General features: G+C 66.2%; 20 protein-coding genes and 1 tRNA gene. 13 read left to right on the top strand and 8 right to left on the bottom strand.

Going from position 1 to position 23,518, the window contains the following annotated elements:
• Positions 1 to 19 precede the first annotated feature (19 nt).
• The 7 genes from C7I84_RS05480 to C7I84_RS05450 all read left to right on the top strand — a co-directional run bounded on the left by C7I84_RS05480 (position 20) and on the right by C7I84_RS05450 (position 5,410).
• Positions 20 to 1,267, top strand: coding sequence for an aromatic ring-hydroxylating oxygenase subunit alpha (locus tag C7I84_RS05480; RefSeq protein ID WP_106771147.1), 1,248 nt, complete (start codon positions 20 to 22; stop codon positions 1,265 to 1,267).
• Positions 1,268 to 1,288: 21 nt separating this feature from the next.
• A complete protein-coding gene (locus C7I84_RS05475; protein WP_106771281.1) occupies positions 1,289 to 2,389 on the top strand; it encodes an FAD-binding oxidoreductase in 1,101 nt (366 codons plus the stop codon).
• Positions 2,386 to 2,652 (top strand): hypothetical protein, encoded by a 267-nt coding sequence (locus C7I84_RS05470; RefSeq protein ID WP_106771146.1) that lies wholly within the window; start codon positions 2,386 to 2,388, stop codon positions 2,650 to 2,652. Before C7I84_RS05475 ends, C7I84_RS05470 begins: the two co-directional genes overlap by 4 nt.
• Before the next feature lie 53 nt (positions 2,653 to 2,705).
• Positions 2,706 to 2,954, top strand: a complete 249-nt coding sequence (locus C7I84_RS05465) for a ParB N-terminal domain-containing protein (RefSeq protein WP_106771145.1) — start codon at positions 2,706 to 2,708, stop codon at positions 2,952 to 2,954.
• 265 nt (positions 2,955 to 3,219) lie between these two features.
• Positions 3,220 to 4,173: an alpha/beta fold hydrolase gene (locus C7I84_RS05460; protein ID WP_106771144.1), complete on the top strand. Its 954-nt coding sequence runs from the start codon at positions 3,220 to 3,222 to the stop codon at positions 4,171 to 4,173.
• Positions 4,174 to 4,281: 108 nt separating this feature from the next.
• Positions 4,282 to 4,680, top strand: a complete 399-nt coding sequence (locus C7I84_RS05455) for a GFA family protein (RefSeq protein WP_106771143.1) — start codon at positions 4,282 to 4,284, stop codon at positions 4,678 to 4,680.
• Positions 4,681 to 4,945: 265 nt separating this feature from the next.
• The gene (locus C7I84_RS05450) at positions 4,946 to 5,410 is read left to right on the top strand and encodes an aminoacyl-tRNA deacylase (RefSeq protein ID WP_106771142.1); all 465 of its coding nucleotides are present in this window, start codon (positions 4,946 to 4,948) and stop codon (positions 5,408 to 5,410) included.
• 84 nt (positions 5,411 to 5,494) lie between these two features.
• Here the strand turns inward: C7I84_RS05450 and C7I84_RS05445 are convergent, their stop codons facing one another.
• Complete coding sequence (locus tag C7I84_RS05445; protein ID WP_245428318.1) at positions 5,495 to 7,096, bottom strand: anti-phage dCTP deaminase; 1,602 nt, start codon at positions 7,094 to 7,096, stop codon at positions 5,495 to 5,497.
• A 407-nt stretch (positions 7,097 to 7,503) separates the two neighbouring features.
• Positions 7,504 to 7,579: transfer RNA gene (locus C7I84_RS05440), tRNA-Lys, on the bottom strand.
• Between the two features lie 191 nt (positions 7,580 to 7,770).
• Here C7I84_RS05440 and C7I84_RS05435 point away from each other — a divergent pair.
• From C7I84_RS05435 to C7I84_RS05420, 4 genes are all read left to right on the top strand, one after another.
• Complete coding sequence (locus C7I84_RS05435; protein WP_106771141.1) at positions 7,771 to 8,517, top strand: cytochrome c biogenesis CcdA family protein; 747 nt, start codon at positions 7,771 to 7,773, stop codon at positions 8,515 to 8,517.
• Positions 8,518 to 8,658: 141 nt separating this feature from the next.
• Positions 8,659 to 10,005 carry a bifunctional UDP-N-acetylglucosamine diphosphorylase/glucosamine-1-phosphate N-acetyltransferase GlmU gene (glmU, locus tag C7I84_RS05430; RefSeq protein ID WP_106771140.1) on the top strand — a complete coding sequence of 449 codons (1,347 nt, stop codon included), beginning with the start codon at positions 8,659 to 8,661 and terminating at the stop codon, positions 10,003 to 10,005.
• 150 nt (positions 10,006 to 10,155) lie between these two features.
• Positions 10,156 to 11,979: a glutamine--fructose-6-phosphate transaminase (isomerizing) gene (gene glmS, locus C7I84_RS05425; RefSeq protein WP_106771139.1), complete on the top strand. Its 1,824-nt coding sequence runs from the start codon at positions 10,156 to 10,158 to the stop codon at positions 11,977 to 11,979.
• Positions 11,980 to 12,073: 94 nt separating this feature from the next.
• Positions 12,074 to 12,814 carry a DUF502 domain-containing protein gene (locus C7I84_RS05420; protein ID WP_106771138.1) on the top strand — a complete coding sequence of 247 codons (741 nt, stop codon included), beginning with the start codon at positions 12,074 to 12,076 and terminating at the stop codon, positions 12,812 to 12,814.
• A 4-nt stretch (positions 12,815 to 12,818) separates the two neighbouring features.
• Here the strand turns inward: C7I84_RS05420 and recG are convergent, their stop codons facing one another.
• Positions 12,819 to 14,927, bottom strand: coding sequence for an ATP-dependent DNA helicase RecG (gene recG / locus C7I84_RS05415; protein ID WP_106771137.1), 2,109 nt, complete (start codon positions 14,925 to 14,927; stop codon positions 12,819 to 12,821).
• A 335-nt stretch (positions 14,928 to 15,262) separates the two neighbouring features.
• On the opposite strand from recG, the gene C7I84_RS05410 reads away from it, so the two are divergent.
• Entirely contained in the window at positions 15,263 to 15,553 is a 291-nt protein-coding gene (locus C7I84_RS05410; RefSeq protein ID WP_106771136.1) for an FAD assembly factor SdhE, read from the top strand.
• A 3-nt stretch (positions 15,554 to 15,556) separates the two neighbouring features.
• Complete coding sequence (mfd, locus tag C7I84_RS05405) at positions 15,557 to 19,051, top strand: transcription-repair coupling factor (RefSeq protein ID WP_106771135.1); 3,495 nt, start codon at positions 15,557 to 15,559, stop codon at positions 19,049 to 19,051.
• A 156-nt stretch (positions 19,052 to 19,207) separates the two neighbouring features.
• Here the strand turns inward: mfd and C7I84_RS05400 are convergent, their stop codons facing one another.
• The 5 genes from C7I84_RS05400 to C7I84_RS05380 form a co-directional block, all read right to left on the bottom strand.
• Positions 19,208 to 20,218, bottom strand: a complete 1,011-nt coding sequence (locus C7I84_RS05400) for a hypothetical protein (protein ID WP_245428327.1) — start codon at positions 20,216 to 20,218, stop codon at positions 19,208 to 19,210.
• A 16-nt stretch (positions 20,219 to 20,234) separates the two neighbouring features.
• Positions 20,235 to 20,414: a type II toxin-antitoxin system RelE/ParE family toxin gene (locus C7I84_RS30930; protein ID WP_342587151.1), complete on the bottom strand. Its 180-nt coding sequence runs from the start codon at positions 20,412 to 20,414 to the stop codon at positions 20,235 to 20,237.
• Between the two features lie 103 nt (positions 20,415 to 20,517).
• Positions 20,518 to 20,745 carry a hypothetical protein gene (locus C7I84_RS05390; protein ID WP_106771133.1) on the bottom strand — a complete coding sequence of 76 codons (228 nt, stop codon included), beginning with the start codon at positions 20,743 to 20,745 and terminating at the stop codon, positions 20,518 to 20,520.
• Positions 20,746 to 20,752: 7 nt separating this feature from the next.
• On the bottom strand, positions 20,753 to 21,439 hold the full coding sequence (locus C7I84_RS05385) for a DsbA family oxidoreductase (RefSeq protein WP_106771132.1): 687 nt from the start codon (positions 21,437 to 21,439) through the stop codon (positions 20,753 to 20,755).
• Positions 21,440 to 21,474: 35 nt separating this feature from the next.
• Positions 21,475 to 23,292 (bottom strand): extracellular solute-binding protein, encoded by a 1,818-nt coding sequence (locus C7I84_RS05380; RefSeq protein WP_106771131.1) that lies wholly within the window; start codon positions 23,290 to 23,292, stop codon positions 21,475 to 21,477.
• Positions 23,293 to 23,518: the final 226 nt, after the last annotated feature.

The raw sequence follows: 23,518 nt of genomic DNA, 5'->3' as shown, positions 1-23,518 counted from the left end.
TGCACCGTGAGGACAGGACATGGACGCACGCACCGAAATGCTGAGGATGATCCGCCGCCGTCGCGACGGCTTCAGCCTGGAGCAGCCCTTCTACATCGACCCGGACTTCTTCAGGCTGGACATGGAGCTGGTCTGGTATCGCGACTGGCTGTTCGTCGGCCATGACTGCGAGATCGCCAAGCCGGGCAGCTTCTTCACCGTGCAGGTCGGCGACTATCCGGTGGTGATCGTGCGTGACCGTGAGGGGCGCATCCGCGCCTTCCACAATTCCTGCCGCCATCGCGGCAGCCGCGTCTGCAACGCCGAGCGCGGCATGTCGGCGCGGCTCGTCTGCCCCTACCACCAGTGGACCTACGACCTCGACGGAAAACTGCTGTTCGCGCGCCAGATGGCCGAGGGTTTCGACAAGGGCGCTTTCGGCCTCAAGCCGGTCGCCTGCGAAAGCGTCGGCGGCTACGTCTTCATCTGCCTCGCCGACGAGCCTGCCGATTTTGCGCCGTTCCGGGCGCTGATGCAGCCCTATTTCGCGCCGCACCGGCTGACCGAGGCGAAGATCGCCCACGAATCGACCATCGTCGAAAAAGGCAATTGGAAGCTCGTCTGGGAGAACAACCGCGAGTGCTATCACTGCGCCGGCAACCATCCGGAGCTGTGCAAGACCTTTCCGGAAGCCCCGACGGTCACCGGGGTCAACGGCGCCGAGAGCGACCCGGAGATGCTGGATCATTGGGCGAAATGCGAGGCGGCCGGCCTGCCGGCGCGCTTCCGCATCGACGCCGCCGGCCAGTATCGCGCCACCCGCGCGCCGCTGCTGCGCGACGCCGTCAGCTACACCATGACCGGCAAGCGGGCGGTGAGGAAGAGCCTGTCGGCCCAGGTGGCGGTCGAGCGCATCGGCACGCTAATGCTCTATCACTACCCGACGACCTGGAACCACATTCTCGACGACCACGCCGTCACTTTCCGGGTGCTGCCGATCAGCGCCACGGAAACGGCGGTTACCACCAAATGGCTGGTGCACAAGGACGCGATCGAGGGCGTCGACTACGACCTGGCCGAACTCATCCATGTGTGGACCGAGACCAACGACCAGGACCGCCGCATCGTCGAGGAGAACGCCTTCGGCATCAAGTCGCCGGCTTACGAGCCGGGGCCGTATTCTGAGCTGCACGAGGGCGGCGTCATCCAGTTCGTCGACTGGTACGCGCGCTTCATCGAGTCGCGGCTGGCCGAGGGCGGTAAGCCGGCGCTGCGCAGCGTCGCCTGACGGGAGGGGGAGATGAACGCCATGACCGATCTCGGCCTCTACCGCCACCTCGACGAGATGGCGCCGTGGAACGACCGGCTGCAGGTGCTGGAGGTGGTCGCCGTCGCCGACGAGGCGCCGGACGTCAAGACCTTCACCTTCCGCTCCGACGCGCAGACCTGGTTCCGCTACAAGCCCGGCCAGTTCGTGACGCTGGAGCTGCCGGTGCCGGACGGCCCGCTGATGCGCACCTATACGCTGTCGTCGTCGCCGTCGCGGCCGTTCTCGATCGCCGTCACGGTCAAGGCGCAGGCCGGCAGCCTCGGCACGCGCTGGATGTTCGACCATCTCCTCCCCGGCATGCGCGTCAGGGCCTTCGGTCCCGCCGGGGATTTCTCGCACCACAACCATCCGGCGGCGAAATATCTGTTCGTCTCCGCCGGGTCGGGCGTCACCCCGATGATGTCGATGCTGCGCTGGCTGAACGACTGCGCCCCATGGACCGACGTCGCCTTCGTCAACTGCGCCAGGCGGCCGGAGGAGATCATTTTTCGCAAGGAGCTGGAGCTGCTCGGCAGCCGCATGCCGGGCCTGTCGCTCGGCTTCCTCATCGAGGAGCGCTCCAGCCGCGAGAGCTGGTTCGGCCATATGGGCCGCATCGACGCGGTGCGGCTGCCGCTGCTTTCGCCCGACTTCCGCGAGCGCGAGGTGTTCTGCTGCGGCCCCGAGCCGTTCATGCGCGCGGTGCGCGACATGCTGGAAACCGCCGGCTTCGACATGGCCCGCTACCACCAGGAGAGTTTTGGCGTGCCACCGGTCGAAGCCCTGCCGGCGCCCTTCGCCGACACGGCCGAAGGCGCTTCGGAAGGCGAGGCGGGGGCCTCGATACCCGTCCGCTTCAGCGTCTCCGGGGTGGAGGGCCGGTGCCTATCCGGCCAGACGGTGCTGCAGGCAGCCCGCGCCGCCGGCGTGCGCATCGCCGCCGCCTGCGAGTTTGGCCTGTGTGGCACCTGCCGGGTCAGGAAGGTGTCGGGCGAGGTCGAGATGCAGCACAATGGCGGCATCCTCGACGACGAGATCGCAGAAGGTTTTATCCTCGCCTGCTGCTCCAGGCCGCTGTCGGCCCTGGAGATCGAGGCGTGAGCGCGGGCGAAATATTTGGCCGTGCGCTCCGGTCGGCACCGCTGCCGGAACCCGAGGACGTCTTCATGGAATGGCTGGTCTCTCTTCCGCGCGGCGCCGATCTGGAAGCCGCGGCGCTGCGGCAGATCGGGCTGATCGACCGGCGGGCTCCGCTCGGCCCGCAAGGTCTGCGGCTGCGCGCGCTGTTCGCCGCCGTGGCGGTTCCGGAGATCGGGCCGAAGCCGGCGGCCGTCCCCGGGGCGGGCGCCCGGCTTCCTTGCTAAGCACGGCGATCCCTCTATCCTGTCGCGGGTGATGCCCGTGCGGGAGGTAGACGATGCTGCGAATCCACAAAGTTCCCGTCGACGACATCTACGTGCCGGTGGGACGGCGCAAGACGCTCCACCCGCAGACGGTGCGGCTGCTCGCCGAGGACATCCTAGAAAACGGCCTGAAGGTGCCGATCCAGGTGCGCCATGACGGCAAGCGGCACATTTTGGTCGAGGGCCTGCACCGGCTGGAGGCGGCGAAGTGGCTCGGCGAGACCGAGATCAACGCCTATTTGGTGCAGGCGCGCCGGCATTGACCGGACTGTCCGGCCCCGGCGCCGATGGCGGAACGCGCCGGGCTTTCGATCCGGGTGGTGTGGGATTTGTTGATCGACTTCGACGTCCCGAAGCCAAAGCCGGTGAAGACGCACCCGGATGGTTGGGGAGGCACAGCCAAATCCGAGATGCGCTAGGACATCGGCATCACGGGGCGAAGTTTTTTGCCAACCCATGTCGGCACCAGGCCTATCCGCGCGTCCTCGAGACATCACGAGAACGACAGCCCATTCCGAGGAGCCAGACATGCTGAAGTCCACCCTGATCGCGCTTTTCGCCTCGGCCGCGGCCGTGCTGGCCATGCCGGCCGTCGCGGCCGCCGAGGAAGCCAAGGCGCAGCACGCCGAAACGGTGACCACGCCGGCGCCGGCCAGGAGCGGCCGCATCGCGGTGAACGGCATCGACTATTATTACGAGGTGCATGGCGCGGGCGAGCCGCTGCTGCTGCTGCATGGCGGGTTGGGCTCGACCGGCATGTTCGGACCCGTGCTGCCGGCCCTGGCGCAAGGCCGCACCGTCATCGGCGTCGACCTGCAGGGCCATGGCCGCACCACGCTGGGCGACCGGCCGATCGACTTGAAAGCCATCGGCGACGACCTGGCGGTGATCGTCAGGGAGCTCGGCTACGACAAGCTCGACGTGCTCGGCTATTCCTTCGGCGGCGGCGCCGGCTTGCGGCTGGCGGTCCAGCACCCCGATCTGGTGCGGCGCCTGGCTGTTGTCTCGGCCGGTTTTGCACAGGACGGTTTTTATCCGGAGATGCTGCCGCAGCAGGCCGCCGTCGGCGCCGCGATGGCCGATATGATGAAGGACACGCCGATGTACCAGTCCTACGTCGCGATCGCGCCGAAGCCGGAGGATTTTCCGAGGCTGCTCGACCGCATGGGCGAGTATATGCGCAAGCCCTATGACTGGTCGGAGGACGTGAAGACGCTGAAGATGCCGGTCATGCTGGTCTATGGCGACAGCGACATGTACCGGCCCGAGCACATCGTGAAATTCTACCAGCTGCTCGGCGGCGGCCAGAGGGACGCGGGCTGGATGCGCGAGACCATGTCGCAGAACCGGCTGGCGATCATCCCCAACCGCACCCATTACGACGTCTTCTTCGCGCCGGAGCTGGCGAGCACGGTCCGGCCATTTCTCGACGGCGAGACCAGGGTGAAGAGCTGGGACGAACTGGTGAAGGAATCGCAGTGAGGACGGCTTCGCTGCCCGCTTCATGAAAGGCGCTGGTCGCGTACAAGCCGTTTGACGGCAGGGCGGGAAACGTTACCCTGTCGCCAAATCCGGCGGCAGGTGGCGGGGATGGCGAGGTACGAAGGCGGGTGTCTGTGCGGCGCGGTGCGCTATTGCGCCGAGGCGGCGCCGATCAACCAGCGCGTCTGCCACTGCCGGCTCTGTCAGAAGGCGATCGGCGCCGCATTCAACGCCCGCCTGCTGTTCCGCATCGAGGATGTCGCCTTCGACGGGCTGGTGGCGACCGTGCATTCCTCGCCCGACCTGAAGCGCGGTTTCTGCGCCAACTGCGGCACCACCATCTTCTCGCGCCGCGACGCCGCCGGCATTCTGGGTCTCACCAGCGGCTCGCTCGACGACCCGTCGCTGTTCAGGCCGCAGATGCACATCTTCACCGCCTCCAGGCAGCCCTGGGTGAGGATCGACGACGGCCTGCCGCAATACGAGCAGGGCCCGCCGCCGGGCTGAGCGGATCTGCCGAAGCATCTCGCGTTTCACGCGGCGTTGCGGGCCAAGGTCGGCTGATTCGCGCATTCCGCTGGCCTGCATCGGCCCGCGGGTGTACTCTTCGCTCTCGGATGGGTCGGCCGACAGGGCTGGCCACGCGACCAGCCGGCGATGTGGCGAGGAGCCGGTCACCGGCGCGCCGCGGTTGTCGCTCCGCAGGCGCGCCAAACCTCCCGCCGCTTGCCCCGCGCCGGGCGCCACGGCAGCGACGCGAAAGGAGACGGCGATGGGTATCGCGCTCACCATGCAGGAATATCTGGAAGACAACCACGTCCCTTACGACGTCGGGCGTCACAGCAAGACCGGGTCGTCGGCGATGACGGCGCAGGCCAGCCACGTGCCCGGCGGGGCGCTGGCCAAGGGTGTCGTGCTTCGCTGGGACGGCAGCTACCTGCTGGCGGTGGTTCCGGCCTCGCGCCATGTCGACCTCGACAAGGTCTCCGCCCTGGTCGGCGAGCCCGTCGAGCTCGCCAACGAGGACGAGGCGAGCGCGCTGTTCCCGGACTGCGACACCGGCGCCGTGCCGATCTTCGGCGCGCCCTACCGGGTGCCATGCGTGGTCGACGACCGGCTGGAGCGCCGCGACGACGTCTGGTTCGAAGGCGGCGACCACCGCACGCTCGTGCACGTCTTGGGCGACGGATTCGGCCGGCTGATGTACGGCGTGCCGCACGGGCGGATCAGCGGGTGAACGGGTTCGCTGCTGGCGCAAGGCTACGTGATCGCCGCCGCGCGGCCGATGTTCCGTGGATTGAGATCAGGCAGCTTTGCGCACCTATAGTTGCGTGGCATTCGGGAGCACTTGGTCTTCGTCGAGCGGGGGATCGTGTGGGGTGATCTCAATCCCAAGTTCGTTTGCCACCTTCAATAACGTCGAATAAATTGCAGAATCTTCATTCCAGATGTATGCGGGGCCCTTGTCCTCCAGCATTGGCATTGGCTGGCCCCGATACCACTCAGCAATCTTACCTCCGGGCCCACGCCGCGACGCCTTTTCGAATATGTCTCGATACCGCCGAGGCGAGATGCCAACGAAGTGATCGAACATTACCCGCTGATCATGCTTCTCATCGAGCACCGCAGAATCTTCATGGAAGTCGAGAGCTTTGCTTTTCGGATAGGGCTCAATGAAAACGACCCGTCGAATACCGGAAGCTATTATGTGCTTTGCGCAGTTGTGGCACGGGAACGTTGTAACAAAAATGGTAGCTCCAGCTGTGGCGCGGCCTAGGCGGGCAGCATCACAAAGGGCGGTCATTTCGGCGTGGGTCATTCGGCCGAATTCGGTGATGTCCGAAACTGAAGCGGTTCGTATGCGATTTTTGATCTCCTCGTCCGCGAAAAGCGATGCTGCCGTTGCTCCTTGTTTTAGAGCTGACGCTTCTTCGAGAGTCCTCAGAAAATCGTAAATAATTCGATTCTTCTCGGTTCGATTAGCGTCCACGCCATCTTCAAAGTCACGGTGCGGATCGGGGTCGTCTGTCCAGTAGGTTCCACCTGAAAACTTCGGTACCTCATTGCAGCCTAAGGAAATTACTTCGCCGCGAGAGGAGAATACTGCCGCGCCAACCTGACGCGAAAGATCAATCGATCTAAGCGAAGCGGATGCCGCTATATAGGCCCCGTATTCGTCGCGATTTGGGCTTATGGAGTTTTTTCCGAACAACGCATCAATGAAGCGATCCATCGTCCTTGAGATGCTGTCCTCGTTCTTTCCATTGATGAAAACATCGCCTAGGTGGAAAACCTCTTCAATCCGCTGCCCATGAATATCTGAGCGTTCGTGCATATCGGTAGTGACTAAAAATTCCGCTGCGTCGGCGCAATCGGCTGGCGAAAGATGGGGATTTGAAAGGGCAATGCTCCTCTCGAGGTTCTTAAGGCGGTCGCGCTCGCTTGCATGAATTGAGATTTGAACAAATTTTCGACCGTAAACTTTCCGAAGCAGTTGGATTTCCTCAGATCGCTTGAGCTGCCTCAAAATGTAGGCCAATCTGTCGATCGGAATTCCTTCCAGATCGGTACCTGGCCGTGTCCCTTCCCAGTGGTTGGCTCGCGTTCGCCTAATTTCGCTAATCGCTAAAGCTGCTAGAGCCGCGTCGTTCTCGCATTTCGTGCGGACTGCGTTCGCGTAGTCGATGCGGGATTTGTATCGGACGTACGGGTCAGTACTGTCGGTCAGTTCGACGCCGTCGATCGCGATCTCCGTCATTAATTCCGTTAAGCGGACACGGTGCGATTTGTACCCAACAGACGTGAGCGCTTCAGACAGCTTCCTTTCAACGATATCCATATTGACGCCAATCGGACCAACGAGTCCGAACACGAGTTCAGGCCAATCAGTGAAATCCGAAATCACTCCTTCGAGCGTGCCCATTTGCTCCCCCGGAACCAACAAAATTGCTTGTCGTTGAAACCATAACGATTCATTAATCGGGACGTTGGAGGAATCAACATGTCCAAGGATTCTCGAGGAGCGATAGTGGCTAGCTCTAACCAAAAATACTCCAGCCACATTGAGAAGGCCCTTGCCCATGCCGCAAAATCGTTGAGCGGTCGGCCCTCTGAATTGAGAGGTCCTTTCGTCGTGAAATCTGGTCAAAGCGCGAGTCAGATCCGCGCTGAAAAAAAATAAGAAAATTCGCCTTCTCTTCCTGATATGGTCGCCAGCGCCTTCTTGGCAGGTGGTCTGCGAGCGGCTGTGGATTGCGTTCGGAAGTAGCTGGCGCCTAATCGTGTGGACGCGGTTTAGTGAGCACCGGGAATACTGATTTTGGTCAGTTATGGTGAGCGCACAGGGACTCGAACCCTGGACCTACTGATTAAAAGTCAGTTGCTCTACCGGCTGAGCTATGCGCTCCCGCGGGGCGCGCGCGGCGCCCCCGAAAGTGCGGCGGACCATAGGGACAGCCGCTTGGGCGGTCAATCGCAAAAAATGCGGTTTTCGGCAATCCTCATCCGCGTCGCATGGCGACGATCCGCCACGGCAAGGTGATTGGAGCCGGGCGCGCTCCTTGTCTATATGCGGGCGGTCGAACGGGATACGGAAACATGGCGGTCGATGTCGGCTACCTGACGGCGGTGGGCGCGGGCGCGATCTCGTTCCTGTCGCCCTGCGTGCTGCCGCTGGTGCCGCCCTACCTCTGCTACATGGCCGGCGTGTCGGTCGAGGATTTCCGCGGCGATGCCCAGGTTGCCGCGCCGACGCCGGCGCGTCGCCGGCTGGCATTCACGGCAGTCGCCTTCGTGCTCGGCTTCTCCACCGTGTTCGTGGCGCTCGGCGCCGGCGCCTCCAGCATCGGCCGGCTGCTCAGGGTCTGGCAGGAGCCGCTGGCGATCGCCGCCGGCCTCGTCATCATCCTGATGGGGCTCAATTTTCTCGGCCTGATCAAGATTCCCTTCCTGTCGCGCGAGGCGCGCTTCCAGACGCGCGGCAAGCCGGCGAGCGCTGCGGCCGCCTATGTCATGGGCCTCGCCTTCGCCTTCGGCTGGACGCCCTGCATCGGCCCGGTGCTCGGACCGATCCTGACGCTGGCCGGCGGCAGCGCCACGGTCAGCGACGGGGCGCTGCTGCTCGCCGCCTATTCGCTCGGCCTCGGCATCCCCTTCCTCGTCGCCGCACTGTTTTCGGGCGCGTTCATGCGCTTCCTCGGGCGCTTCCGCGTCCATCTCGGGCGTGTCGAGAAGGCGATCGGCGCGCTGCTGGTCGTTGCCGGCGTGCTGTTCATGAACGGCGGCGTGCAGACGATGTCCTACTGGCTGCTCGAGACGTTTCCGGCGCTCGGCAGGCTCGGCTGAAGCGGCCTTCGCGGCCGTCATCAAGCCTGCTTTGTATCCGTTGTAAAAAACGGTGACCGGAGCGGGCGTTGGAAGCCGGCGCCGGCGATGCTAGAAGGGCGCGCCTCGAATCCTTTCCGCCGTCCCGCCAGGAAACCAAGAATGTCGTCGAGAAGCTGCCTGTCGATCGTCCTCGCAGCCGGTGAGGGCACCCGGATGAAGAGCAGCACGCCAAAAGTGCTGCACAGGATCGCCGGCCTGCCGATGCTGGCGCATGTGCTGAAGACGGCTGAGCAGGCAGGGGCCGAGCAGATGGCGGTCGTGGTCGGCCACGATTCGGATGCGGTGCGCAAGGCGGCCGCTTCCTTCGCCGCCGGGGCCGAAATGTTCGTGCAGGAGCCGCGCCTCGGCACCGCGCATGCGGTGCTTGCCGCCCGCGAGGCCATCGCGCGCGGCTTCGACGACGTGCTGGTGATGTTTTCCGACACGCCGCTGATCGATGCGGGCGCGCTGATGCTGGCGCGCGCCAGGCTGGCGGAAGGGTTTGCGGTGGCGGTGCTGGGTTTCCGCACCGACCGGCCGACCGGCTACGGCCGGCTGATCGAGGAGAACGACGCGCTGGTCGCCATCCGCGAGGAAAAGGACTGCTCGCCGGCCGAAAAGCTGATCACCTTCTGCAACAGCGGCCTGATCGCGATTTCCGGGGCGCATGCGCTCAGCCTGCTCGACCGGATCGGCAACGACAACGCCAAGGGCGAATTCTACCTCACCGACATCGTCGCGCTCGCGAACCGGGCGGGGCTGAAGGCGGCCGCCATCGAGACGCCGTTCGAAAGCACGCTCGGCGTCAACACGCTGGCCGAGTTGGCCGAAGCCGAGGCGGTATGGCAACGCCGCCGCCGCCGGGAGGCGATGCTGGCGGGGGTGACGCTGGTGGCGCCCGACACCGTCTATTTCTCCCACGACACCGAGATCGCCGCCGACGCCTATGTCGAGCCGAACGTCTTCTTCGGTCCGGGCGTCAGGGTGGCGGGCGGCACGGTCATCCATGCCTTCAGCCATATCGACGGCGCCGACATCGGCCCCGGCAGCCATGTCGGGCCGTTCGCGCGGCTGCGGCCCGGCGCCACGCTCGCGGAAGGGGTGAAGGTCGGCAATTTCTGCGAGATCAAGAAGGCCAATATCGAGGCCGGCGCCAAGGTCAACCACCTGGCCTATGTCGGCGATGCGCGCGTCGGCGCCGGGGCGAATGTCGGCGCCGGCGTCATCACCTGCAACTATGACGGCTTCAACAAGGCTTTCACGGATATCGGCCGGGGCGCCTTCATCGGTTCCAATTCGGCGCTGGTCGCCCCGGTCAGCATCGGCGAGGGCGCCAACGTCGCTGCCGGCAGCGTCATCACCGAAGACGTCCCGGCGGACGCGCTGGCGTTCGGGCGGGCCCGCCAGAAGAACCTGCCGGAACGCGGACGCCGGCTGCGCGAGCGTCTGGCCTCGACCAAAAAATAGCCGGCCAACGATAACGGTTTGGAAGGTCCTGCCCAATAGACTTATGCCGACAGCTCACTGTCATCATCTGACACCGAAATTGATTATCATCCGCCGGACAGCTTCTTCTAAGGAAAGCGGAAGCTATTTTAAGTAGATCGGGGGTTTCTCATGTGTGGCATTGTCGGAATCGTCGGCCAGTCGCCGGTCGCGCCGCTGATCGTCGATGCGCTGAAGCGCCTGGAATATCGCGGCTATGATTCGGCCGGCGTCGCCACCATCGAGGGCGGGACGCTGGCGCGGCGGCGCTCGCAGGGCAAGCTGATCAATCTCGAGCGCCGCCTCGGCGAGGAGCCGCTGGGCGGGCGAATCGGCATCGGCCACACGCGCTGGGCCACCCACGGCGTGCCCAACGAGGCCAACGCGCATCCGCATTTCTCCAACGGCGTGGCGATCGTCCACAACGGCATCATCGAGAATTTCGCCGAGCTGCGCGCCGAGCTGATGGCCGACGGCTACGTCTTCCATTCGCAGACCGACACCGAGGTCGTGGCGCATCTGATAGCCCGCGAGATCGCTCGCGGCGCCAATTCGGTCGAGGCCGCCTATCGCGCCCTCAGGCGGCTGGAGGGCGCCTTCGCCCTTGCCATCATGTTCAGCGACGACGAGGACCTGATCATCGGCGCGCGCAACGGCCCGCCGCTGGCGGTCGGGCATGGCGAGGGCGAGATGTTCCTCGGCTCGGACGCCATCGCGCTTGCCCCCTTCACCAACGCCATCACCTATCTGGAGGACGGCGACTGGGCGGTGCTGCGCCGCGACAAGGTCACCATCTTCGACATGGACCGCAACGAGGTGCGGCGCGACCGCCAGCAATCGCTCGGGACCAGTTTTCTCGTCGACAAGGGCAACCACCGGCACTTCATGGAGAAGGAGATCCATGAGCAGCCGGAGGTGATCTCGCATACGCTGGCCCACTATCTCGACTTCGTCGAGGGAACCACGCGCGCGCTCGACCTGCCGTTCGAGTTCAAGAACCTCGACCGAATCGCGTTGTCGGCCTGCGGCACCGCCTTCCTCGCCAGCTCGATCGGCAAGTACTGGTTCGAGCGGCTGGCCCGTCTGCCGGTCGACGCCGACATCGCCTCGGAATTCCGCTACCGCGAGATGCCGCTGTCGAAGAACAGCGCCGCGCTGTTCGTCTCGCAGTCGGGCGAGACGGCCGACACGCTGGCCTCGCTGCGCTACTGCCGCAGGGAAGGCATCCCGATCGGCGCCATCGTCAACGTGCGCGGCTCGACCATCGCGCGCGAGGCCGACGTGACGCTGCCGACCCTGGCCGGTCCGGAGATCGGCGTCGCCTCGACGAAGGCCTTCACCTGTCAGCTCTCCGTGCTCGCCTCGCTCGCCGTGCGCGCCGGCGTCGAGCGCGGCACGATCTCGCCCGAGCAGGAGAGGGTCCTTGTCCGCCATCTCGCCGAGGCGCCGCGCTACGCCAGCCAGGTGCTCAAGCTGGAAAGCCAGATCGAGGCCGTGGCGCACGAGCTGGCACGCTACCGCCACGTGCTCTATCTCGGCCGTGACACCAACTATCCGCTGGCGATGGAAGGCGCGCTGAAGCTCAAGGAAATCAGCTACATCCATGCCGAAGGGTATGCGGCGGGCGAACTCAAGCACGGGCCGATCGCGCTGATAGACGAGAAGATGCCGGTGATCGTGATCGCGCCGCACGACCGCATCTTCGAAAAAACCGTGTCGAACATGCAGGAGGTCGCGGCGCGCGGCGGCAAGATCATCCTGATCACTGACAAGAAGGGCGCCGAGCACGCCACCATCAACGCGATGGAGACCATCGTGCTGCCGGACGTGCCGGAGATCATCACGCCGATCATCTATTCGCTGCCGATCCAGATGCTCGCCTATTTCACCGCCGTGGTGATGGGCACCGACGTCGACCAGCCGCGCAACCTCGCCAAGTCGGTGACGGTCGAATAGCGGCTTGAAACGTTCGTGAGGCGGCGGCGTTGTGGATTGTATCGCCGCCTCGGGAATGCTCTATTCCGGCGGTTCACAAACTCTCGGGCCCCGGATGAGCGACGCTCCGATCTCCCTTTCCGGCATGACGCGGATCAGGAACTACTTCCTGACCGGCGTGGTCGTGTGCGCGCCGCTGGCGATCACCGCCTATCTCGCCTGGAGCTTCATCCACTGGGTCGATTCCTGGGTGAAACCCTACCTGCCTTCGGCCTACAATCCCGATAACTACCTGCCCTTCGCGGTACCGGGCGTCGGCCTGATCGTGGCGCTGGTGCTGATCACGCTGATCGGCTTCCTCACCGCCAACATCATCGGCCGCTCGATCATCCGTTTCGGCGAGGGGCTGGTCGGCCGCACGCCGCTGGTGCGCGGCATCTACCGCGCGCTGAAGCAGATATTCGAGACGGTTCTCTCCAACAAGAACGAGATGTTCCGCACCGTCGGCCTGGTCGAATATCCGCGCACCGGGGTCTGGTCGCTGGTGTTCGTGGCCGGCGAGAAGGAGACCGAGATCAACGTCCGGCTGGACAAGCCGGGCGACCCGCTGGTCGCCGTGTTCATGCCGTGCACGCCCAACCCGACCACCGGCTTCCTGATGTATGTGCACAGATCCGAGATCGTGACGCTCGACATGAGCATCGAGGACGGCGCCAAGCTGATCGTCTCGGCCGGGCTGGTGGCGCCCGAATACAAGCGCAAGGTCGTCACAACCAAGGGTGAGCCCATCGACATCTCGCTCGCCAACCCGACACTGGAGAATCTTCGTACCGGCTCGTCCCGGCCGCACAGGTAGCTGGTCAGCCGGCGCGCAGCAGCCGCACCGCCTCGTCGCGGCCGAACAGGTAGAGCAGGGCGCGCACCGCCTCGCCGCGTTCCGAGGTCAGGCCGGGGTCGCGCGTGAGCAGCAGCCCGGCGTCGTCGCGGGCGATCTCCAGCAGATCGGCATGGAATTCCAGCCGCGCCACCTGAAAGCCCGGCGTGCCGGACTGGCGCGTGCCCAGCAACTCGCCTTCGCCGCGCAGCTTCAAGTCCTCCTCGGCGATGCGGAAACCGTCCTCGGTCTCGCGCATCACCGACAGCCGGCCGGTCGCGGTCTCGCCGAGCGGCGGCTTGTAGAGCAAGACGCAGGTCGAGGCCTTGGATCCGCGCCCGACCCGGCCGCGCAATTGGTGGAGCTGCGCCAGGCCGAAGCGCTCGGCATGCTCGATGACGATGATGGTGGCGTCGGGCACGTCGACGCCGACCTCGACCACCGTGGTGGCGACCAGCACGCGGGTCTCGCCCGCCTTGAAGGCGCGCATCGCCTCGTCCTTGTCGCGGCCCGGCATGCGGCCATGCACGAGCCCGACAGCGGCATCCAACTCACGTTGAAGCGCCGCGTGGCGCTCCTCCGCCGAGGTCAGCTCGACCTCCTCCGATTCCTCGACCAGCGGGCAGATCCAGTAGATCTTCTGCCCCTCAGCCAGCGCGTCGGCGATGCGGCCGACCAGCTCGTCGTAGCGCTCGGAGGGCAGGGTGACGGTGCGGATCGGCTGCCGGCCCGCCGGCTTCTCGGTTAGCCGCGACACGTCCATGTCGCCGAAGGCGGTCAACACCAGCGTGCGCGGGATCGGCGTCGCCGTCATCACCAGCATGTCGGGCGCCTCGCCCTTGGCCGTGATGGCGAGCCGCTGGTGCACACCGAACCGATGCTGCTCATCGACCACGGCGAAGGCCAGGTCGCGGAACCGCACTGTCTCCTGGAACAGCGCATGGGTGCCGACGACGATGTCGATCGCGCCGCTTTCCAGGCCGTCGAGGATCGCCGCCCGCTCGCGGCCCTTTTCGCGGCCGGTGAGCACGGCGACGCTGAGGCCGGCCTTCGCCGCAAGCGGGGCGATGGTGGTCAGATGCTGGCGCGCTAGAATCTCGGTCGGCGCCATCAGCGCCGCCTGTCCGCCGGCCTCCACCGCGCGCGCCATGGCAAGCAGCGCCACCACCGTCTTGCCGGAGCCGACGTCGCCCTGCAGCAATCTCAGCATGCGGTCGGACTTTGCCATGTCGGCATCGATCTCGGCCAGAGCCTGCTCCTGGGAGGCGGTGAGGCTGTAGGGCAGGGCGGCTCGCAGGGCGGCGATGCGGGTGCCGTCGCCGACGAGCGGCCGGCCGGCGCGCTTGTGGACATTGGCGCGCACCAGCGCCAGCGACACCTGGCCGGCAAGGATCTCGTCATAGGCGAGCCGCCGCCACGCCGTTGCCTCCGGCGAGACGTCGATCGGCTCGGCGGGATTGTGGATGCGCCGCAGCGCCTCGGCGAAGCTCGGAAACGTCTGACGCCTGAGCACGTCCGGGTCCTGCCACTCCGGCAGCTCCGGCAGGCGCGCCAGCGCCTGGCCGATGGCGCGGCGCAGCACCTTGGCATGCAGTCCGGCGGTCAGCGGATAGACCGGCTCGACCAGCGGCAGGTTTTCCGTCTGGCCGGCCGTCGCGATGTGGTCGGGATGCACCATGGAAGGGCGGCCGTTGAACCAGTCCATGCGGCCGCTCACCACCACGTCCCCGCCGATCGGCAGGCTGCGTTCCAGCCAGGCGGCGTTGGCGTGGAAGAAGGTCAGCGCGATCTCGCCCGTCTCGTCGAAGGCATAGACGCGGTAGGGCACGGAGCGGTGTCCGCGCGGCGGCGGCTGGTGCCGGTCGACGCGCAGCTCCAGCGTGACGATGGCGCCCTGCGGCGCCAGAGCCACGCCCGGCCGGTTGCGGCGGTCGATGATGCTGTTGGGCAAGGTGAAGAGAAGGTCGCCGGCGCGTGCCGGCCGTGCAGTCAGGTCGGCCGGCACCACGTTCTCGATGAGAGCGCCGATCTTAGGACCGACGCCGTCGAGCGAGGTGATGGGGACGAACAGCGGATCGAGCAGGGAAGGGCGCATCTTCACCCTCCCCCTGGGGGGGAGGGTCGATCCGCGAAGCGGATCGGGGTGGGGGAGACGGCAGCATGCCCTTGTTGACCCCCACCCCGGGCCTGCGGCCCGACCCTCCCCACAAGGGGGAGGGTAAAGCGGCGGCGCGGCCACGGCCAATCTCCCCCCTTGCGGGGGAGATGTCCGGCCCATTTGACGGGCTCAGGACAGAGGGGGGTGCGACAAGGCGCGATATTCACACGAAAGCGGTTCACCGCCTGGATGTTAGGCTTCACTGCTGACAGCGCAAGGCTGACACCATCGTCTATCCACGCTATATGCGCCGCTCTGCACAGGGCGCCCCGATGACCGGAACCACACGCTCCAGCCACGATCTGGATCCCCGCCGGCGAAAGCTGCTGTTCCGCTCATGGCATCGAGGCATGCGCGAGACCGACCTGATCCTCGGCTCGTTCGCCGATGCCCGCATCGATGCCTTGACCGAGGCCGAACTCGACCAATATGAGGGACTTCTCGACATTCCCGACACCGTGCTCCTGCCCTCGATCACCGGAGAGCAGCCGGTGCCGGACAGGCTCCAAAGCGAAATCCTGCAAAAGATCGTCGCCTTTCGCCAGGCGATGACGTTCCGATAAGCCATGCCCCTGATCGAAAAACTCGGCCTGCGCAAAGACCGCACCGGCGCCGTCATGATCGACGGCGTCGCCGAAGGTTTTGAGGCCTTCGCCCTCGCCACCCTGTCGGCGGAAGCCGCGCCGGATGGTCCCGTCGTCTTCGTGGCGCGCGACGGCCAACGCCTGCCGATGATCGCCGATGCGCTTGCCTTTGCCGCGCCGGACCTGCCGGTGCTGGAATTCCCGGCCTGGGACTGCCTGCCCTACGACCGCGTCTCGCCCGGAGCCGATGCGACGGCGCGCCGCGTCGAGGCGATGACCGCCATGGCCGCACTTGCCAAGAGCCCGCACCGCGCCGTGATCCTGACGACGGCGAACGCGCTGGTGCAGCGCATGCCGCCTCGCGCCGTCGTCGAAGCGCAGACGTTCCGCGCCAGGACCGGCAACCAGGTCGACATGAAGGCGCTGATCGAGCGGCTGGAGACGTCGGGCTTCGACCGCGTCGCGACCGTCCGAGAAGTCGGCGAATATGCGGTCCGCGGCGGCATCCTCGACCTGTTCGCGCCCGGCGCGCCCGACGCGCTGCGCCTCGACTTCTTCGGCGACACGCTGGATTCGATCCGCGCCTTCGACGTCGCCACCCAGCGCACCACCGGCCAGCGCACCGAGATCGTGCTGCAGGCGATGAGCGAGGTGGCGCTGACGGCCGAGACCATCAGCCGCTTCCGCCGCAGCTATATCGAGGCCTTCGGCGCGCCGAACCGCGACGACGCGCTCTATGCGGCCGTCAGCGAGGGCCGCCGTTTCGCCGGCATGGAGCACTGGCTGCCCTTCTTCTACGATCGCCTGGAGACGCTGTTCGACTATGTGCCGGACGCGCCCTTCGTCTTCGACCATCTGGCGCGCGAGGCGATCGGCGAGCGCCATACCTTGATCGAGGACTATTACCAGGCCCGCCACGGCCAAGTCGCCGGGGCGATGAAGGACGCCGTGCCCTACCGCCCGGTGCCGCCGGCGCTGATGTATCTGACGCCCGACGACGTCGCCGCCGCCTTGCCCGACCGGCTGACGGCGGAGTTCACGCCCTTCGCCGCGCCGGACGCCGGCGGCCGCCAGGTGCTGCATGCCGGCTCGCGCCAGGGTCGCGGCTTCGAGCTGGAGCGCGCCGACCCCAACGCCAACGTCTTCCAGGCCGCCGTCGATCACATCGCCGCGCTGCGCGCCGACCGACGCAAGGTGGTCGTCGCCGGCTGGACCGAGGGCTCGCGCGACCGGCTGGCGCAGATTCTCGGCGAGCATGGGCTCGGCAACCTGAAGCCGGTGGCGACGCTGGCCGATGTCGAGAAGCTCTCGGCCGGGCAGGCGGGCCTGACGGTGCTGCCGCTCGAATCCGGCTTCGAGACCGACGCTTTCGCCCTCATCGCCGAGCAGGACATTCTCGGCGACCGCCTTGTCCGCCGGCACAAGCGCAAGCGCGCCGCCGACTTCATCGCCGAGGCCTCGTCGCTGTCGGCGGGCGACATCGTCGTGCACGCCCAGCACGGCATCGGCCGTTTCGTCGGGCTGAAGACCATCGAGGCGCTCGGCGCGCCGCACGACTGTCTGGAGCTGCACTATGCCGGCGACGACCGGCTGTTCCTGCCGGTGGAAAACATCGAGCTCCTGTCGCGCTACGGCTCGGACGGCTCCGAGGCTTCTCTCGACAAGCTCGGCGGCGGCTCGTGGCAGGCGCGCAAGGCCAAGCTCAAGCGCCGCCTGCTGGAGATGGCCGGCCAGCTCATAAACCTCGCCGCCGAGCGGCAGATGCGCGGCGCGCCGGCGTTCAACCCGCCGGCCGGCGTCTATGGCGAGTTCGCCGCGCGTTTCCCCTACGAGGAGACCGACGACCAGCAGCGCGCCATCGACGCGGTCATGGACGACCTTGCCGCCGGCAAGCCGATGGACCGGCTGATCTGCGGCGACGTCGGCTTCGGCAAGACCGAGGTGGCGCTGCGCGCCGCCTTCCTGGCGGCCATGGAGGGCTTCCAGGTCGCCGTCGTGGTGCCGACCACGCTGCTGTCGCGCCAGCATTTCAAGACCTTCACGCAGCGCTTCTCCGGCCTGCCGCTGGTCGTCCGCCAGGCCTCGCGCATGGTGCCGGCGAAAGAACTTGCGGAGACCAAGAAAGGCATAGCCGACGGCAGCGTCGACATCGTCGTCGGCACGCATGCGCTGCTCGGCTCGTCGATCAGCTTCAAGCGGCTCGGCCTGCTGATCATCGACGAGGAGCAGCATTTCGGCGTCAAACACAAGGAGCGGCTGAAGGAGCTCAAGAGCGACGTGCATGTGTTGACGCTGTCGGCGACGCCGATCCCGCGCACCCTGCAGCTGGCGCTCACCGGCGTGCGCGAGTTGTCGCTGATCGCCACGCCGCCGGTCGATCGGCTGGCGGTGCGCACCTTCATCTCGCCCTTCGACCCGCTGGTCATCCGCGAGACGCTGCTGCGCGAGCGCTATCGCGGCGGCCAGAGTTTTTATGTCGTGCCGCGCATTTCCGATCTTCCCGAAATCCGCGAGTTCCTGCATTCGTCGGTGCCGGAGCTGAAGGTCGCGACCGCGCACGGCCAGATGCCGCCGGGCGAGCTCGACGACATCATGAACGCCTTCTACGACGGCCAGTACGACGTGCTGCTGTCGACGACCATCGTCGAATCCGGGCTGGACATCCCGACCGCCAACACGCTGATCGTGCACCGCGCCGACATGTTCGGCCTCTCCCAGCTCTACCAGCTGCGCGGCCGCGTCGGACGCTCCAAGACGCGCGCATATGCGCTGTTCACGCTGCCGGCCAACCGGAAGCTCACAGACACCGCTGACCGGCGGCTGAAGGTGCTGCAATCGCTGGACACGCTCGGCGCCGGCTTTCAGCTCGCCAGCCACGATCTCGACATCCGCGGCGCCGGCAATCTGCTCGGCGAGGAGCAATCCGGCCACATCAAGGAGGTCGGCTTCGAGCTCTACCAGCAGATGCTTGAGGAGGCGGTCGCGGAGATCCGCGGCACCGGCGAGGTGTCGGACGGCGACTGGTCGCCGCAGATCGCCATCGGCACGGCTGTGATGATCCCGGAAGGCTACGTGCCCGACCTGCAGCTCAGGCTGGCGCTCTACCGCCGCCTGGCCGATCTCGACACGCCGGAAGAAATCGACGGCTTCGCCGCCGAGCTGATCGACCGTTTCGGGCCGCTGCCGCAGGAGGTCGAGCACCTGATGAAGATCGTCTTCATCAAGGGGCTGTGCCGGAAAGCCAATGTCGAGAAGCTGGATGCCGGGCCGAAGGGCGTGGTCATCCATTTCCGCAAGCGCGAATTCGCCGATCCGGCCGGTCTGGTGCGCTATATCGGCGAGCAGGGCTCGATGGCGAAGATCCGGCCGGACCAGAGCGTGGTCTTCATCCGCGACTGGCCAAACGCCGACAAGCGTCTCGCCGGCTCGGCCGTGGTGATGACGCAGCTGGCGAGGCTGGCGACGAAGGCGGCTTGACGCGGCTCGCGGGCATTGAAGTCAAGTCTTCGGGTCGGGGGTCGTTACGCCGAAGGCCGATTGTCACCAGCCAGGTTTGACCAGCCCGCCAACCAAAACGGCACTGCCGGACAGCACCTATCGCCGCCAGACCGCGAAAAAATCCGCGCCGGCCGCTTATGCTTCGCTTCTCGGGCCGACCGAGGTGCCGTCACGACGTGCGGGGCGCTGCAAGGCGTCGAAGGCAAGCCCGTGCAGCTCGTTCAGCACTTCGCGCACCTCGTGGTCGGGCTTTCGCCGCCAGCCCGGCGGCCGGCCGGGCTTCAGCGGCCTTGTCCGGCGAAGCCGGCGCGTGCCGGTTTCCCGCTCTTGCGCGAGGGCGGCGTCGTGGCGCGCCCGCCAGCGGGCGAAACGTCTTGCCTGGCCCGGCAGGTCGTCGAGCGCGGCGGCCAGCGCCTGCAGCCGCAGGACGAGGCGCGTCGCGCTCACGGGGTCGTCGGGCGACGGCGGCGGCGGGATGCGGAACGGCTTGCTGTAGCCGGGAAAGGAGATGCGCGGCACGCTCCTGGGAACCCACCAGGCGCGGCCGCTCCAGGGCCGGGGCATGCGCAGCGGATCGAGCAGGGGCAACGACGGGACACGCCGTGCGGAGTTTTGCGCAGGCGGCGGCACGCCGGGACGACCGGCCTTGCGCGGCATCGCCGATTTCGGCTTGCGCGGGCACGGCGCCGGCAAGGCCACGACCAGGCCGCGCGCCGCCACGATGACCAGCCGCCGCACCGCCGCCTCGGCCGGATGCAGCAATTTGACCACGGCCCGGTGGAGGCGGCGCGGCAGGGTAAGGGAAGGGGACAGTGCCGGGGACAGTTCACTTTTTTCGGCCCGCGCCACCTCTTCACTGCTGCCGCCTTTCCGCCGAAAGAAAATGAACTGTCCCCCGAGTTCCCTGGAGTCCAACCCGGCCATTGCGACGAGCATGGCGAGGATACGCTTCAGCGCCTCGCGATTTCTCTCGATTGCCACGGTCCAGTCCATCGCCGCTCCTTTCCAGCACGGGCGGCGAAAGTATCGCTCCGGCAGGGAGGGGCGGGGATAAATTCGGGGAAAATAATCCTGACAAATACTGACAATGGCAGCCAGGAGCGAGCCTGGCATGAGTTGCCGGGACGGCTCGTCACCGGGCAGCACGGACAAGCGTCTGCCGTCACCGCGGCATGGATTTCGGCTCGCGGGCGCCATGCCGCACGCCGACTATAATGACTTCCTGATCCGTCACTTCGTAGAAGATGAGATAGGGGTAGGGCGTCGCTGTGATGCGTCGCAGGCGACGATTGGTTGTCCGTCGCCCGCTGTGAGGCTGCTGGACCAGAAGGTCGAGGATCACTTGAATACGCCGCTATACGCGTCGCGCGCCTTGGGGCGATTGTTTATCTATGTAGGCGAGATGCGGACGAGTTCGGCGGCTGCTCTTGGTGTGTAGCGAAGCCTCACAGCCCGTATTTCGCCCAGATGGCGCGTACCTCATCCTCGCTCGCGAATTCACGGCGAGCTGCTTGCGCCAGCGATTCGGACAGGGATGCCTCTTCCTCGCCCGTGAGCTGAACTGGCGGTTGTTCTTCGCCGGCCAACTCGAGGACAAGGCGGGCAATGTCGTCCTGAACCGATGCAGGGAGATTGCGGGCGGCCTCTACCGCGCGGTCGAAAAGCTGCGTCATCGCTGCATTATGGCGTGGACGACTGTCCAAGGGAAGCCTTCCCCTTCTCCGCCGCCACCTGCCGGATCGCATCCGCCAGCGTTTCCGTCTCCTGCGCGCCCATCACCGCATAGCGGCTGTCGAGCAGGAAGCAGGGCACGCCGGTGATGCCCATACTCGAAGCCGTCGCCACCTCCGTCTCCACAGCCTCGCGGTCGGCGTCGGTGGCCAGCATCGCCTCGACGACGGCGGCGTCCATGCCGGCCTCGCGTGCGGCCTGCACCAGCACGGCGTGGTCGCCGATGTTGCCGCCTTCCTCGAAATAAAGGGCGAACACCCGCTTGACGAGGCGGTTCTGCGCGTCCGGCGCGCCGCTGGCGGCCCAGCGGATGAGGCGGTGCGCGTCGAGGGTGTTGGGCGCCACCTTTATGGCGTCGAAGGCGAAGGATATGCCCTCGGCCTCGCCCAGCGGCTCGATGCGCTGGTGGATCTGGCGGATGCGCTCCTCGCTGCCGAACTTCGCCAGCATGTACTGCCTGCGATCCGTGCCTTCCGGCGGAACGGTGGGGTCGAGCTGGAACGGCCGCCAGTTCACCGTGACGTCGATGTCGGCCAGGCCGGCGATCGCGCTTTCCAGACGCTTCTGGCCGACATAGCACCAGGGACAGACGACGTCGGACACCACGTCGACGGTTACGGACTGCCGTTCGCTCATCGAATGTCTCCGGTTTCAGTTGGGTGCTCGTACCTTCAGTTAGGCTTCCGCCACCATGTCGGCAACTGGTAGCCGTAGAGCGACGTTTCGGCCGGGTGTTCCAGATAGGTCCAGTAGGCGAGATACTGTTTTGGATTGTACTGCATCGGCACCATGTAGGCGCCCGAGATCAGCAGCCGGTCGAGCGCCCTGACCGCGGCGACGTAGTCGTCCTTGTCGCGGGCGTTGAGCATGGCCTGCATCGTCGCGTCGATGGCCGGGTCCGCCACCCCCGCAAGGTTGAACGAGCCCTCGACATTGGCCGATTCCGAGCCCCAGCGGAAAGTCTGCTCGATGCCCGGCGACAGCGATCCGAGGAAGCCGGTGGCGCCGATCAGCACGTCGAAATTGAAACGCTGCTTGCGCATCTGGATCTGGTCGGCCTCCAGCGTGCGGATCGAGACGCCGATGCCGATCCTGGCCAATGTGCGCTGGTAGACGGCGGCAAGCCGCTGCTCGCTGTCGGAGGAGGTCAGGATCTCGAAGGCGAGCGGCTGGCCGTCGGGGCCGACGAGCGCGGCACCGTCGAGCCGATAGCCCGCCGTCTTCAGCAGGTCGAGCGCCGCCTTCAGCGCCTTGCGGTCGCGCCCCGAGCCGTCGGTCACGGCCGGCCGCCAGCTTCCGTCCATCACCTCGGGCATCACTGCGTCGGGGTAGGGGGCGAGAAGGGCCTTTTCCCTGTCGTCGGCCGGCCGGCCGAGTGCCGAGAGTTCCGAATTCTGCCAATAGCTCGCCAGCCGGTCGTAGCGGCCGTCGAACATGTTCTTGTTCACCCATTCGAAGTCGTACAGCATGGCCAGCGCCCGGCGCACGCGCGGGTCGGAAAATTTCGGCAGCCGCGTGTTGAACAGGAAGCCGGTGACCACCGGCGGCACGCCCATGGTGAACTCGCCGACGGTGGCGCGGCCGTCCTTGAGCGCGGGGAAGTCGAAGTCGCGCTTCAGCTTGAGCGGGTCGGCGACGGGATAGACCGAGCAGATGCCCTTCTTGAACGCCTCGAACAGCGAGTTCTCGTTGAGGAAATACTCGATGGCGATGCTGTCGAAATTGTCGAAGCCGCGCTTGGAAGGCAGGTCGCGCGCCCAGTAGCCGGGGTTGCGCTTGTAGACGATGCGCTGGCCGGCAACGACCTTGTCGATGGTGTAGGGCCCGCTGCCGACGATCGGGTCGAGGGTGGTGTGGTCGAACGTCTCCTTGTCGAAGCCGTGCTTCGGCAGGATCGGCGTCATCGCGACGATCAGCGGGAATTCGCGGTCGGCCCGGTCGTTGAAGGTGAAGCGCACCGACAGCGGGCCGGTCTTCTCCAGCCTGGCGATGCCCTTCATCCGGTCGCTGTAGGGCGGCCGGCCCTTTTCCGTGAAGACCTCGTAGGTGAAGATGACGTCTTCCGGCGTCACCGGGCGGCCGTCCGACCATTTTGCCTTCGCATCGAGATTGAAGGTCGCCACCTTGCGGTCGGGCGTGATGTCGACCGATTCAGCCAGCAGGCCGTAGAGCGAGAACGGCTCGCCCAGGTTGCGCTGCATCAGCGGCTCGAAGACGAGGTTGCCGTAGATCGTGTCGATCACGCCGCGCGCCGTGGTGCGCAGGCTCCTGATGATGAACGGGTTGAGGTTGTCGAAGCTGCCGACCACGCAATAGGTGATGCCGCCGCCCTTCGGCGCGTCGGGATCGGCATAGGGGAAATGCGTGAAATCGGCGGGCAGGGCCGGCTCGCCCTGCATGGCGATGGCGTGCTTCGGCTCCGCCACGGCGGACGCCGGCATGGCAATGGCGGCAAGCGCTGCGCAGAGCGCGAGAAGGGGACGTCGCATGGCGGAAATCCGCAGGGATCACGATGATTCGTGTTCCACACTACCATGATGTCGTTAATATGGGGCCGGTTGGCCGGTGCTCGGAGGCGGCGCCTTCCTGGCTGGCCCCGCGCGTTTGTTGCGCTCCGAGGCTGGATTTACGGCGCCGACGGCTGTACAGGCGTGCCCGAGTCATGCTGTTGCCGCATTTGCGCAACAGGTAGCCGCCATACACGGCGCTTCACGC

This window comes from Kumtagia ephedrae (genome assembly GCF_003012745.1).
Taxonomy (GTDB): domain Bacteria; phylum Pseudomonadota; class Alphaproteobacteria; order Rhizobiales; family Rhizobiaceae; genus Kumtagia; species Kumtagia ephedrae.
The sequence above is the reverse complement of the archived record's forward strand: the minus strand, read 5'-3'. Positions and strand labels throughout refer to the sequence as shown.

Excerpts from the sequence above, each read along its gene's own strand:
- C7I84_RS05480 (WP_106771147.1), top strand. The coding sequence starts at position 20 with ATGGACGCACGCACCGAAATGCTGAGGATGATCCGCCGCCGTCGCGAC.
- C7I84_RS05475 (WP_106771281.1), top strand. The coding sequence starts at position 1,289 with ATGACCGATCTCGGCCTCTACCGCCACCTCGACGAGATGGCGCCGTGG.
- C7I84_RS05465 (WP_106771145.1), top strand. The coding sequence starts at position 2,706 with ATGCTGCGAATCCACAAAGTTCCCGTCGACGACATCTACGTGCCGGTG.
- C7I84_RS05460 (WP_106771144.1), top strand. The coding sequence starts at position 3,220 with ATGCTGAAGTCCACCCTGATCGCGCTTTTCGCCTCGGCCGCGGCCGTG.
- C7I84_RS05455 (WP_106771143.1), top strand. The coding sequence starts at position 4,282 with ATGGCGAGGTACGAAGGCGGGTGTCTGTGCGGCGCGGTGCGCTATTGC.
- C7I84_RS05450 (WP_106771142.1), top strand. The coding sequence starts at position 4,946 with ATGGGTATCGCGCTCACCATGCAGGAATATCTGGAAGACAACCACGTC.
- C7I84_RS05445 (WP_245428318.1), bottom strand. The coding sequence starts at position 7,096 with ATGGGCACGCTCGAAGGAGTGATTTCGGATTTCACTGATTGGCCTGAA.
- C7I84_RS05435 (WP_106771141.1), top strand. The coding sequence starts at position 7,771 with ATGGCGGTCGATGTCGGCTACCTGACGGCGGTGGGCGCGGGCGCGATC.
- glmU (WP_106771140.1), top strand. The coding sequence starts at position 8,659 with ATGTCGTCGAGAAGCTGCCTGTCGATCGTCCTCGCAGCCGGTGAGGGC.
- glmS (WP_106771139.1), top strand. The coding sequence starts at position 10,156 with ATGTGTGGCATTGTCGGAATCGTCGGCCAGTCGCCGGTCGCGCCGCTG.
- C7I84_RS05420 (WP_106771138.1), top strand. The coding sequence starts at position 12,074 with ATGAGCGACGCTCCGATCTCCCTTTCCGGCATGACGCGGATCAGGAAC.
- recG (WP_106771137.1), bottom strand. The coding sequence starts at position 14,927 with ATGCGCCCTTCCCTGCTCGATCCGCTGTTCGTCCCCATCACCTCGCTC.
- C7I84_RS05410 (WP_106771136.1), top strand. The coding sequence starts at position 15,263 with ATGACCGGAACCACACGCTCCAGCCACGATCTGGATCCCCGCCGGCGA.
- mfd (WP_106771135.1), top strand. The coding sequence starts at position 15,557 with ATGCCCCTGATCGAAAAACTCGGCCTGCGCAAAGACCGCACCGGCGCC.
- C7I84_RS05390 (WP_106771133.1), bottom strand. The coding sequence starts at position 20,745 with ATGACGCAGCTTTTCGACCGCGCGGTAGAGGCCGCCCGCAATCTCCCT.
- C7I84_RS05385 (WP_106771132.1), bottom strand. The coding sequence starts at position 21,439 with ATGAGCGAACGGCAGTCCGTAACCGTCGACGTGGTGTCCGACGTCGTC.
- C7I84_RS05380 (WP_106771131.1), bottom strand. The coding sequence starts at position 23,292 with ATGCGACGTCCCCTTCTCGCGCTCTGCGCAGCGCTTGCCGCCATTGCC.